The organism is Pedobacter riviphilus (assembly GCF_014692875.1).
In the GTDB taxonomy this organism is placed as follows: Bacteria; Bacteroidota; Bacteroidia; order Sphingobacteriales; family Sphingobacteriaceae; genus Pedobacter; species Pedobacter riviphilus.
Genome location: NZ_CP061171.1, coordinates 3,596,297 through 3,608,674 on the forward strand (window position 1 = coordinate 3,596,297; position 12,378 = coordinate 3,608,674).

A 12,378-nucleotide genomic window follows, 5' to 3' on the forward strand; every position below is an offset into this window, starting at 1 on the left:
TTAAACCTAATGTACCAATGATACGGCCACCACCAAACCACCTGATAGCTCAATCTGATCTGAAGGTTTCTCTTCTACTGCATATTCAATATCTACAGTACCATCTGCCGGGTTAGGACGAGGTGTAGGTACAGTTTTAGACTCATCGAAATTACCTAATTGACCAATTTCGCGAATGGTACGAATTAGATCACTTTTATTAAATTTCTGTCCTGGTTTAGTGCGGATCTCACGTAAAACAACCTTATCGTTCGTAATTGTGTTACCTTTTAACGTAATGCGGTTGTTGGTATACTGTGGTCCTTCGTACATGCGCAATTCCACATCAACAGTATCGCCATAAATTTTGGTCTGTACCGGATCGATATTAAAAGTTAAATATCCGTTATCGGTATACATACTGTTAATGTCGCCACCGTTTTCGCCACCACCGTTTAATTTTTTATTTAATTTCTCTTCGCTAAAAACATCACCTTTTTCGATGGTTAATACTTTTTGCAAAATACTATCCGGATAAATGGCATTACCTGCCCAGGTAATATTACCAAAATAATACTTTTTACCTTCGTAAAGGTCCATTCTAATGTTAACCTTTTTCTTGTTATATTGGTAAATGGTATCTTTCAGTAATTCTGCATCACGATAACCTTTCTCGTGCATTTTAGCAATCATTTTTACCTTATTCTCTTCGTATTTCTCTTTCGCGAATTTTCCTGAGCCCCAAAAACGCCACCATGCAAACTGTTTAGGGTTTTTAAGGTATTTTCTCAGTTTTGCTGATTTGAAATCTTTGTTTCCGGTAAAATCGATATGCTGTACTTTAACACGGTGACCTTTATCTATATTAGCTTCTAATACCACACTGTTTTCTGCATTCGGATCTTTACGTGTTTTGTACTCGATCTGGGTAAAGAAAAAGCCCTTATCCAATAAGTATTTTTTAACAATAGCCGAGGTGGTATTGTACAAGTTATCGTTTACGATTTTACCTGTTTTATCATTTAACTTTTCTTGAATGGCAGTTTTTTCAGATTTGCGAATACCTTTTAAATCGATAGAACTTAAACGTGGGCGTTCTACTACTTCAATTTCAAAATAAACAGAATCCTGAACAATTTTTTCGATGTTAAGTTTAACATCATCAAACAAGCCCTGTGCCCACAACGTTTTAATTGCATCAGAAGTTGCCTCGCCGGGAAGAACGATTTTATCACCTTTAGCTAATTTAGACAAGGTAATTAATACTTCTTTATCTAAATATTGGGTTCCGGTTACTGTGGTACCGCCAATGATATATTCTTTTGGACTAAAATAATCGAGATCTAAGCCACCAACCTTTAAAGAAGGGGTTACCGGTGCCTGACCTTGTGGACGTATTTGAGCGAAGGCCGGAGCGGCTAAAACTAGTAGGATTAAAACTTGAAATATTCTTTTCATTAAAATTAGTTGTTCAGTAATGGCCAAAAGGTAACGATATTTTATAAAGTAAAATTTCTTTACGTTGTTCCCTTATTATGGTTTCATTTATCGTATAAAAGTGGTGCTAAGTTAGTTTAAACGCTTGTTAAAAAGTGTTAAAAGAAAAATTAGTTTAATTGTTCACTAATTTTACCAAAACGGCGTTCGCGTTTTTGATAGTCTACAATAGCCTCGAAAAGATCTTCACGTCTGAAATCCGGCCATAAAACATCAGTAAAATAAAACTCGGTATAAGCCATTTGCCAAAGCAGATAATTGCTAATACGATGTTCGCCACTTGTCCTGATCATCAATTCAGGATCGGGTATATTTACGGTTGTTAGTTTAGATGAAAACAGGTCTTCGTTAATATCATCCAAAGAAATGATATTGTTTTTTACTGCTGATGCAATTTTTTTTGCAGCCTCCAAAATCTCCCACTTTGCACTATAACTTAATGCCAGTGTTAATGTACATTTTTCGTTATGGGCTGTTTTCTCCATAGCTTCTTTTAAATCATCAATACACTCTTGGGGTAAAGATGCAATATTGCCAATTGCATTCAGCTTAATATTATTTTTATTAAGTGTTTCGGTTTCTTTGTTAATGGTAGAAATCAGGATCTGCATTAAAGCATCTACCTCTTCTTTGGGTCTGTTCCAATTTTCGGTAGAAAAAGCATATAAAGTAAGGTATTCAATACCTACTTCAACACAACCTTCTACAATGTCTTTTACAGAAAGCACACCTTGTTCATGTCCGAAAACCCGCACTTTACCCTGGCCTTTTGCCCATCTTCCATTACCATCCATGATTACGGCAATGTGCTTTGGCAGGCGGCTATAGTCTATTTGTTCTTTAAATCCCATTAATTATGTCAAAATCAGCTTAAAAGGAATAGCATTTTGAGGATACAAAGGTAAAAGATATGCCAACACTAACAAATAGATAAGTGTCCCTTTTTCGAAAATCGCCTCTTTGAGTCCCTGGCTGTCCGATTTGATAGCGTGAAGGATCGGATAAATTAACCTGATTTTGGCCTTCTCCAACAAATACAGGATTAACCGGATAACGGCCGCTCACATCGTCTAGATAATCGGTAAATGCTGTCCTATAACCCAATTCGGTAAAAACGCTCCAGGTGTTTTTGTAATTATACCTTAGCCCTAATCCATATGGGATAGTTAAAACAGCATTGTTATAACCATTTTCCTGACCTTCGGTTCTTAGTCGGTCTAACCGATATCTTTCACCATCAATTTTTACCGTTGGTTTAAATATAAGTAAACCTGCACCCGTAAAAAGGTATGGTGTAAATTGTCTGTTTCCTCCACCAAGATTAAAATTGAAAAAATTGAAATCAATTAAGCCACTAAATTCGTTCAGCATCGTTTTAAAACGCAGGTTCCTTTCTCGGAACTGCTCATTACTCGAGTAAGAATCATCGGCTTTTATTTGCCCGTAAGTATAATTTAAACGTACGCCAAGGTATTGGTTAAAGTTCCGTTTTACATAAAGCCCGCCCGAGAGACCACTAATTAGCAAAGGATTGTTCTGATTAAGATCGCCCATATAACCTGCACCACCAGCCATAATCCCAACTTCCCAAGAGGGTTCGCCTATTACCGCACGCTGTGCATGAACAAGCTGCCCGCTAAAGATGAAAAAGAGGATAATTAATAACTGTTTGTTTGGCGTCATACTTAGTAGTTACGGGTATCGATGCCCCATAATAATTTATTTCTTAACGTGTTTAAGTAGGTTTCATTATTAAGGCGGATAAGATTTACACAAAAATCTGCCTTTTTTATACTAATTTTTACCGAACGCTCTACAGTAACAGTTCGGCTATCGCAGGAAACCAAAAATTTTGATTCTCTGGCTTCTACCTCAAAAGAGAGCTTATTGTTATCTGGTACGACTACTGGCCTCACATTCAAATTATGTGGCGCAATAGGGGTAATTACGAAGTTTTCAGAATCTGGATAAATAATCGGTCCGCCGCAACTTAATGAGTATGCTGTTGAACCTGTTGGGGTGGCAATAATTAATCCATCGGCCCAATAAGAGTTAATAAACTCATTATTCATTGAAGCATGGATAATCATCATTGCTGAATTATCGCGACGGTGAATGGTAATATCGTTCAATGCAAAATTTTCTTCGCCAAATAAACCATTATCAGATTCTAACGTTAAAAGGGACCTGGAATCTAAGGTATATTCTTTATTGATCAGCGCATTGAGGGCCGATCCAATTTCGTTTTTGTTTATACTGGCCAAGAATCCTAAACGGCCAAAGTTAATTCCGATTACCGGTATGCCCGAATTACGGATTAACGATAGGGTATCGAGTAAGGTACCATCTCCACCTAAGCTCAGCAATACATCGGCAAGTTCCTTTAATTCGGTATGATTGTGAAAAATAACGGTATTTGCAGGCAGTTTAATTTTACCATGAAGCGATGTTTTAAACTTAGAATATAAAACAGGCTGAATACGATGTTCAGCTAAATGATTAAAAACCTCTTGTACATAGGGCAAAACCGTATCATTAAAATCTCTGCCGTAAATTGCAATCCTCATAAAGTAGGTTTATACATTTAAATAGTTCATGAAAGAATCGTAACGCTCCTGCGATCCATCATCAATCTGGGTGTTATTGTATACCTCTTTAACCAGATAATCATATCTTTCGAAAGAGGCTACCAATGAAGTAATTTCTGTTTTGTTTACTTTGAGCGTTACTTCTAAACGTGTAGAATCTTCGAAAGAATTCACATATGAAGAGAGTACCTGCGCATTATCGGCTTCAACAATCTGCGCAATATGTGCCAAAGAATTATCGCGGTTACTAATCTCCAAAACAATAATTCCGCCAGGTTCGTTTACCGCATACTGTTCGGCCACCGCATTTACCATATTATTGATAGAAATTAAACCAACATAATTTTTCTGTTGATCTAAAACCGGAACAGCCGTTAATTTTAGCTGGCTCAATAACCTGATTACATCGTAAGCATGTGCATTACCCAATACGAAAACATTAAGTATGTTTACCGCACTATCGCTTAAAAGGGTATCGTGGTTATCAATATTTAATAAATCATCTTCAGAAACCAAACCCAATAAAGTTACCTCGTTAACAACTGGCAAGTGCTTTAGTTTAAAATCGTTCATACGATCTAAAGCTTTCTGTACCGTGTCATCGGTTCTTAGTGATGGAATTGCATCTGATATGATTTCTGCTGCAAACATTTATTTCAACAATATTCTATTTAAAAATTTCTCTAAAAATGCATTAAATATTTCCGGATGCTCCATCATAGGTGCATGACCGCATTTATCAACCCAGTTCAATTCCGAATTCGGCAACAATTCGTGAAATTCTTCTGCCACTTCTGGCGGAGTAACCTTATCGTTTTTGCCCCATATTAAGGAAACCGGTATGGTAATCTTAGACAGTTCTTTAGCCATATTGTGGCGTATTGCCGATTTTGCCATGGTTAAGATACGAATAACCCTCGATCTATCGTTAACTGTTTTAAAAACATCATCAACCAGTTCTTTAGTTGCTGTGGCCGGATCGTAAAAAGTAAATTCTACTTTTTCTTTAATATAATCGTAGCTCTCTCTACGTGGAAAAGATCCTCCAAAAGCATTTTCGTATAAACCAGAACTACCCGTAAGCACCAGGGCTTTAACAAATTCCTGGTGAGCAACCGTAAATACCAAACCTACGTGGCCACCAAGTGAATTACCAACAAGCACTACCTGGTTTAAATTTTTATATTTTAAAAAGCGATGAAGATACCTCGACAGTGCTTTTACGCCCAATGTTAAAATAGGCAAATCGTAAATTGGTAAAATTGGAATAATTACACGATAGCGATCTTTAAACTGTTCGATAACCAGTTCCCAATTGCTTAGTTCGCCCATTAGGCCATGTAGCAATACCAGTGTCTCGCCTGTTCCAGCTTCGATGTATTTAAATCCGTCTTCTTCTATTATCGGGTAAGTCATATATATTCTAGATGGTATTGTGCTACTAAGTTAGTAGAGTAAAATTAAATTTATGCATTTATATGCCATTTTTCTGAAATAAAATCGAAAACGGTATAAAAACCCATTTATAAGTATCAAGAAACAAGTATTAAGTATCAAGATATGTATTTTACAGCAAGCTTTCAGCTTTAGTCTTTAAGCTTTTACCTTAATTAAGCCAGTTTTTCTTTAACAATCTCTGCAATTAATTTACCATCAGCTTTACCTGCAAGTTCCTTATTTGCCATGCCCATTACTTTACCCATATCCTTAACCGATGTAGCACCAGATTGTTTGATTACGGCCTCGATAATTGTAGCAACCTCAGCCCTGTCTAACTGTTTTGGTAAAAATTGATTAATTACTTCAATTTCTTCTTCTTCTACCCGATATAAATCTTCCCGATTTTGTTGCTTGTAAATATCAGCAGATTCGCGGCGTTGTTTAATCAGTTTCTGAAGAATTTTAAGTTCAGCTTCTTCGGTAATTTCTTCCGAAGATCCTTTCTCTGTTTTAGCTAAAAGTAAGGCTGCTTTTATTGCCCTTAAACCTCTTAACTGTGCATTATTTTTAGCCAACATGGCTTTTTTTATTTCCTGATCTATTGTATTTGATATCATTTTTAAGCCCAAAGCCCTAAAGGGGCTTTCCTTTCATTAGTTTAAAATAAAAAAATTATATTGTTATTTCCTCCCCGTATTAATCCCCCCTTCAGGGGACTAGGGGGTTCTATTTATAATCGTTGCTGTAGCCTGTACGGTTGGCATAATCAGCATATCGTTAATATTAACATGCTTCGGCCTGCTTACTACATACCAAATCGCATCGGCAATATCATCGGCAATTAGCGGCTCCAGGTCTTCATACACCTTTTTCGCCCGGTCTTCATCACCTTTAAAGCGCACCACCGAAAATTCGGTTTCTACCATCCCTGGATTAATTTCGGTAACCTTTATGCCATGAGGCAATAAATCGATACGCATACCTTTGCTTAAAGCATCTACAGCATGTTTGCTGGCACAATATACGTTTCCATTTGGATAAACTTCTTTCCCGGCAATAGAACCAATGTTAATAATATGGCCCGATTGATTTGGGATCATCCAGTTGGAAACAATTTTGGTTACGTAAAGCAAGCCTTTTACATTGGTATCAATCATGGTGTCCCAATCGTTGGTATCGCCTTTATCAATGGGGTCTAAACCCTGACTCAAGCCTGCATTGTTAATCAAAACATCAACCTTTTTCCATTCTGCTGGCAAAACTTCTAAAGCATTGGTAAGACTTTCTTTATCGCGAACATCTGCAAAAACCTGTTTGATGGTAATGGCATATTTATCTTCCAAATGATGGGCAATTTTAGCCAACCGATCTTCTCTGCGGGCCAATAATATCAAATTATAACCTTTTTGGGCAAATGTATGTGCGCACGCCTCGCCAATACCAGAAGTTGCACCTGTAATTAATGCGATTTTAGACATTTTTATGAATTTTAAGTCTCGGTAATCCTTTAAGATATCATCTTTGATTTACCTACACCAACAAAGGTAAGTTTTTTTGGATTGCAGGACTATTGAAAAATCAAACTGAATGTTAATTGACGTAATTTCAACTTATCTATCGGATTGGCATAAACAGTATTGTCGTGCTGAAGCAAATCATTGGTTGAATACGAGAGTTTTATTTCGGGCGACATTTTAAAATACTCGAAATAAATATCGAAACCGATACCTGTTTCGTAAGACAGGTAATTTCTTTTATTTTTTAAAAACTTATTTACAGCTGTTTCTCCTTCATCGAAGGTTTTCTTTTTCGAAGCTATATCTATCGAATATTTAACACCGCCCAACCAATATGCCCTAAAATTGTTCATCCGGTTCGACTTTACCTTTATGCCTAACGGAAATTCGAACATCGTGGCCTGAACTTTTCTTTCTACTACTGTTTGAAAGTTTTTTGTTTGTCCGTTGCCAACATTAATCGGCGCCATGGGCTCATACTCGTAAGTTACCACCCTATCGCTAAAAATAAGGGAAGGTGTTGCCCTGATATCGAAGTTATCTGAGATCATCCTATTCATTACAAAACCCAACCCAAAACCCTGAGATGGTGGGCTAGAAATAGAATTTAATGTTGAGGTAACCGGAATACCAGAATTTGGATCGTAAGAGGGATCCAGGGAATTTGGCATCTCATAAAAAGGCGATCGCCAGTTTTGCTTTTTAAGAATTTTGTATTCGGCTGAGATATACTGGAAATTAAAACCAAAACTCCAATCTTCATCATCTATTCCGCCACCCCAATTTTGAGCAAAGGCGGTTGTATAAATAATAAAAAGTGAAAGAATGAGGCTTAATTTTCTGATCATTTGGTCCCTACATATATCGAACTTATTCCAAACGTTAAAATTCTTTGTTTGGTACTTTTAAAGCCAACTTTTTCCATCAGATTGGTAAAATCTTCCCCGTCTGGAAAAGCTGCTACCGATTCTGGCAAATAGGTGTAGGCTCTGTGGTCTTTAGAAAATAGTTTTCCAAAGAAAGGCGTTACCTGTTTAAAATAAAAACTGTACAATTGTTTTACCGGAAAAACTTTTGGTTTCGAAAATTCCAATATCACCATTTTCCCGTTGGGCTTTAATACCCTGTACATATCTGCCAATCCTTTTTCGAGGTTTTCGAAATTACGCACACCATAAGCGCAGGTAATCGCATCAAAAGTATTATTTTCGAAATGCAGACCTTCGGAATCGCCTACCTGAACAGTAAAAACTTCGTTTAAACTACGCTCGTTAATTTTCTTCTTGGCTACTTCTAACATTCCTTCAGAAATATCAACGCCAATTACCTTTTCGGGATGAAGCTTTTTTATGGATTCAAAAGCAAAATCACCAGTTCCCGTAGCTACATCAAGTAAAGTTCTTGGATGGATGGAAACCAATTCTTTAATGGCTTTCTTGCGCCATAATACATCAATGCCTAAAGAAAGAAAATGATTTAAAAAATCGTAAGTGCCAGAAATGTTGTTAAACATGGTTGCAACCTGCTCTTTTTTAGTTGCATCTTCTACTTGGTATGGAGTGATATTCTGATTCATGATATGGAACAAAGATAGAGAAAAGTCCGGAGTCTTTAGCCCGGAGTCCGAAGTCTTTGGGGCAAAGTATTCACTATAGTGTCAAAAATTAGATTTAAAATTTCAATTTGTACTTCAGACTTCGGACTTCGGACTTCGGACTCAAAACCCTACCTTTGCACTATGATTATCAAAACGGCAACATTTGTTTGCAGCAACACGCAGATTTCGGCGCTACCCGTACCAACCATGCCCGAATATGCATTTATTGGCCGCTCTAACGTGGGTAAATCTTCATTAATTAATATGTTGGTTAATCAGCATGGATTGGCCAAAACCTCGCAACGTCCGGGAAAAACACAGTTAATTAATCACTTTTTAATTAATGAGGCCTGGTATATTGTCGATTTACCCGGTTATGGTTATGCTAAGGTTTCTAAAACCAGCAGAGAGAAATGGGAGAAATTTATCCGCGCTTATATCACCAAAAGAGAAAGTCTGCAATGCGTTTTTGTTTTGATAGACAGCCGTTTAGAACCTCAGGGAATTGATATTGAATTTTGCTATTGGTTAGGTGAAAAACAGATACCGTTTTCGCTAATTTTTACCAAAGCCGATAAACAAGGTATGACCACTACCCAGAAAAATGTAGCTGCCTTTAAGAAAAAATTAGGCGAATTTTTTGAAGAAATTCCGGCCACCTTTATCACTTCTGCAGAAAAAGGAAACGGAAAAGATGATGTTTTAAATTTCATCTACGAAGTAAATAAGGATTTTGTTGTACCAACAGATTATAAGAAGTTTTAACCAGTTCAATGGTTCACTAGTTCATTGGTCAATAGTTCATGATTTATAGTCGAATGGATATCTAAGCGCCCTATCAATGAACCATTTAGCCATTAACCAAAATAACAAATTAACCAGTTAACCGATTTATACCGTTAACCCTTTCCAATAAATGAAAAAATACTTTTCACTCGTATTATTCGCCCATTCTGTTTTTGCCCTACCATTTGCCATGATTGGTTTCTTTTTGGGCGTAACCACAACAGAAAATCCATTTTCCTGGTATAAGCTGATTTTAGTTTTGCTCTGTATGGTTTTTGCCAGAAACTCGGCTATGGCTTTTAACCGTTATCTCGACAGAAATATTGACGCGAAGAACCCGCGGACTAAAATGCGCGACATACCTGCAGGTAAAGTTTCGGCAAATGAGGCGTTGATTTTCGTTATTGCCAATTGTGTACTTTTCGCCATTACCACCTACTTCATTAACCCGCTTTGTTTCTATTTATCGCCAGTGGCTTTGTTTGTGGTTTTGTTTTATAGCTACACCAAACGCTTCACTGCGCTTTGCCATTTGGTATTGGGTTTAGGTCTGGCGCTTGCTCCCATTGGTGCTTATATTGCCGTAACCGGGCATTTTGCGCTGGTTCCTGTACTTTACTCCTTAACCGTATTATTCTGGGTAAGTGGATTTGATATTATATATGCCCTACAGGATGAAGAATTTGACCGTGAAGAAAAATTACATTCCATCCCATCGGCACTTGGCATTAAAAATGCTTTGAATGTTTCGGTGCTGTTGCATATACTCTCTGCCACCTGTGTTATTTTGCCTGTGTTTTTTACATCCTTCAGTTGGGTTTATTACGTAGGTATTGTGTTTTTCTGTTCGATGTTGATTTATCAGCACTTATTAGTAAAACCAAATGATATTAGCAAAGTAAACAGGGCATTTCAAACCTTAAATGGTTATGCATCGGTAGTATTTGCCATATGCTTTTTAATAGACGCGTATTTGAGACATAAATAAATGACTGAATTTTGAATGACAATATAGCATTGCGCAGTAAACCATTCACTCTTTCAATCATTCTATAATTCAATAATTAATTACTATGATAACTAAGAAACCTAGAACATATATTCCACAGGAATTAAACATTACCTGGGAAAATTTAGAACCACTTTTCACTGAACTGCAAAACCGCGAAATAACCAGCGCTGTGGAATTAGAGCATTGGTTAAAAGACCGTTCTGAGCTGGAAGCAGCTTTGGAAGAAGACTTTGCCTGGAGATACATCAGAATGAGCTGCGATACCGCAAATGAAGAGTTGGTTAAAAACTTTCAATATTTTGCGACTGAAATAGAGCCAAAAATTTCTCCATTAGCCAATGAATTGAACAAAAAATTTGTCGATAGTCCATTTATGGATGATTTGGACAAAGAAAAATATTTCGTCTACAGCCGTGCGATAAAAAAAGCATTAGAGCTTTATCGCGATGAAAACATCGAGCTGTTTACTGAATTACAGGTGAAACAACAAAAATATCAAGGCATTACCGGTGCCATGAGTGTTGAGTTAAATGGTCAGGAATATACTTTGGAACAGGCCTCGATTTTTATTAAAGATTTAAACCGTGAGGTACGCGAAAATGCATGGAAAACAATCCAACAGCGCCGTTTGGTTGATAAAGATGATTTAAATATTTTGTTTGATGAGCTGATTAAACTGCGTAACCAGGTTGCCTTAAATGCGGGTTTTGAGAACTACCGCGATTACATGTTTCAGGCTTTAGGCCGTTTTGATTATACCCCGCAGGATTGTTATGATTTCGCGAATGCCATCGAAAAAGAAATTGTTCCGATTTTAAAAGAACAGGCAGAAAAACGCCGAGAAGCTTTAGGACTAGAAGTATTAAAACCTTGGGATTTAGAAGTAAGCATTAGTGGCAAACCGGCTTTGAAACCTTTTAACAACGGCGAAGAGCTGATTGATAAAAGTATTGCCTGTTTTAATGCTATTGATGAAAAGTTAGGCTCAAAATTGGCAACCATGAAAGCCAATAACCTTTTTGACGTAGAGAGCAGAAAGGGTAAAGCGCCAGGTGGATATAATTACCCATTGGCCGAAACAGGAGCGCCTTTTATCTTCATGAACTCGGCAAATTCATTGCGCGATTTAACCACGATGGTTCACGAAGGCGGTCATGCCATCCATACCTTTTTAACCGCAAATTTAGAACTAAACGATTTTAAGCACTGCCCATCTGAGGTAGCCGAACTGGCATCGATGAGTATGGAACTCATCTCAATGGATAAGTGGGATGTTTATTTCGATAACGAAGAAGATTTAAACCGTGCTAAAAAAGAACAATTGGCTGATGTTTTGAAAACATTACCTTGGGTTGCCGTAATTGATCAGTTTCAACACTGGATTTACACCAACCCTAACCATACCGCAGCCGACCGTGAAGAAACCTTTAAGCAGATATTTAACCGTTTTGGTGCTGGTTTTGCCGATTGGACAGATTTAGAACAACAATTCGGAAATGGCTGGCAAAAGCAGCTGCATTTATTCGAAGTTCCTTTTTATTATATCGAATATGCAATTGCTCAGTTAGGCGCCATTGCCGTTTGGAAAAATTATAAAGAAAATCCGGGAAAGGCTTTAAATCAATACTTGGCGGCACTTTCATTAGGTTATACCAAGCCAATGAACGAAATATATGAAACTGCAGGAATTAAGTTTGATTTCAGCGCAGAATATGTAAAAGAACTGGCAAATTTTGTAAAAACAGAACTGGAAAAACTGGGATAAGGCAGAAGGGTTTTTTCCCTTAAAATGATAAATTAGAAGTCGTTGCATTTAGCCACGACTTTTTTGTTTGTTGTACTTTTTACCACGGAAACACAGAGGGCACGGAACCGTATTTACAGCATGGGTGATCAAAACCAATGTTTTATGTGCAGCACCCAACTGAATAGACCTGATGGAAGTGAAAATCCCTTTTGGGT

The 12,378-nt window shown here is 37.2% G+C and carries 13 protein-coding genes; 3 read left to right on the forward strand and 10 right to left on the reverse strand.

All coding sequences use genetic code 11. The features are described 5' to 3' along the window. Positions 1-6 precede the first annotated feature (6 nt). The 10 genes from H9N25_RS25330 to ubiE form a co-directional block, all read right to left on the reverse strand. A complete protein-coding gene (locus H9N25_RS25330; RefSeq protein WP_330221044.1) occupies positions 7-1,437 on the reverse strand; it encodes a BamA/OMP85 family outer membrane protein in 1,431 nt (476 codons plus the stop codon). A 149-nt stretch (positions 1,438-1,586) separates the two neighbouring features. Further along, positions 1,587-2,327: an isoprenyl transferase gene (locus H9N25_RS14640; RefSeq protein ID WP_167296704.1), complete on the reverse strand. Its 741-nt coding sequence runs from the start codon at positions 2,325-2,327 to the stop codon at positions 1,587-1,589. A 19-nt stretch (positions 2,328-2,346) separates the two neighbouring features. After that, positions 2,347-3,159 (reverse strand): type IX secretion system protein PorG, encoded by an 813-nt coding sequence (porG, locus tag H9N25_RS14645; protein ID WP_167296705.1) that lies wholly within the window; start codon positions 3,157-3,159, stop codon positions 2,347-2,349. Between the two features lie 2 nt (positions 3,160-3,161). Beyond that, the gene (locus tag H9N25_RS14650; protein WP_167296706.1) at positions 3,162-4,043 is read right to left on the reverse strand and encodes an NAD kinase; all 882 of its coding nucleotides are present in this window, start codon (positions 4,041-4,043) and stop codon (positions 3,162-3,164) included. Between the two features lie 9 nt (positions 4,044-4,052). Beyond that, the gene (locus H9N25_RS14655) at positions 4,053-4,715 is read right to left on the reverse strand and encodes a CBS domain-containing protein (RefSeq protein ID WP_167296707.1); all 663 of its coding nucleotides are present in this window, start codon (positions 4,713-4,715) and stop codon (positions 4,053-4,055) included. Beyond that, complete coding sequence (locus H9N25_RS14660) at positions 4,716-5,480, reverse strand: alpha/beta fold hydrolase (protein ID WP_167296708.1); 765 nt, start codon at positions 5,478-5,480, stop codon at positions 4,716-4,718. It abuts the gene before it with no gap. A 194-nt stretch (positions 5,481-5,674) separates the two neighbouring features. Next, positions 5,675-6,121, reverse strand: coding sequence for a GatB/YqeY domain-containing protein (locus tag H9N25_RS14665; RefSeq protein WP_167296709.1), 447 nt, complete (start codon positions 6,119-6,121; stop codon positions 5,675-5,677). Between the two features lie 99 nt (positions 6,122-6,220). Further along, complete coding sequence (locus H9N25_RS14670) at positions 6,221-6,982, reverse strand: SDR family oxidoreductase (protein ID WP_167296710.1); 762 nt, start codon at positions 6,980-6,982, stop codon at positions 6,221-6,223. Positions 6,983-7,071: 89 nt separating this feature from the next. Next, a complete protein-coding gene (porT, locus tag H9N25_RS14675) occupies positions 7,072-7,869 on the reverse strand; it encodes a type IX secretion/gliding motility protein PorT/SprT (protein ID WP_190326381.1) in 798 nt (265 codons plus the stop codon). Beyond that, positions 7,866-8,597 (reverse strand): bifunctional demethylmenaquinone methyltransferase/2-methoxy-6-polyprenyl-1,4-benzoquinol methylase UbiE, encoded by a 732-nt coding sequence (ubiE, locus tag H9N25_RS14680; protein WP_190326382.1) that lies wholly within the window; start codon positions 8,595-8,597, stop codon positions 7,866-7,868. Before ubiE ends, porT begins: the two co-directional genes overlap by 4 nt. Before the next feature lie 162 nt (positions 8,598-8,759). Between ubiE and yihA the strand changes: the two genes are divergently transcribed. The 3 genes from yihA to H9N25_RS14695 all read left to right on the forward strand — a co-directional run bounded on the left by yihA (position 8,760) and on the right by H9N25_RS14695 (position 12,181). Beyond that, positions 8,760-9,383, forward strand: coding sequence for a ribosome biogenesis GTP-binding protein YihA/YsxC (gene yihA, locus H9N25_RS14685; RefSeq protein WP_167296712.1), 624 nt, complete (start codon positions 8,760-8,762; stop codon positions 9,381-9,383). Positions 9,384-9,534: 151 nt separating this feature from the next. Next, a complete protein-coding gene (locus tag H9N25_RS14690; RefSeq protein ID WP_029274080.1) occupies positions 9,535-10,392 on the forward strand; it encodes a UbiA-like polyprenyltransferase in 858 nt (285 codons plus the stop codon). Between the two features lie 85 nt (positions 10,393-10,477). Continuing rightward, positions 10,478-12,181: a M3 family oligoendopeptidase gene (locus tag H9N25_RS14695; RefSeq protein ID WP_190326383.1), complete on the forward strand. Its 1,704-nt coding sequence runs from the start codon at positions 10,478-10,480 to the stop codon at positions 12,179-12,181. Positions 12,182-12,378: the final 197 nt, after the last annotated feature.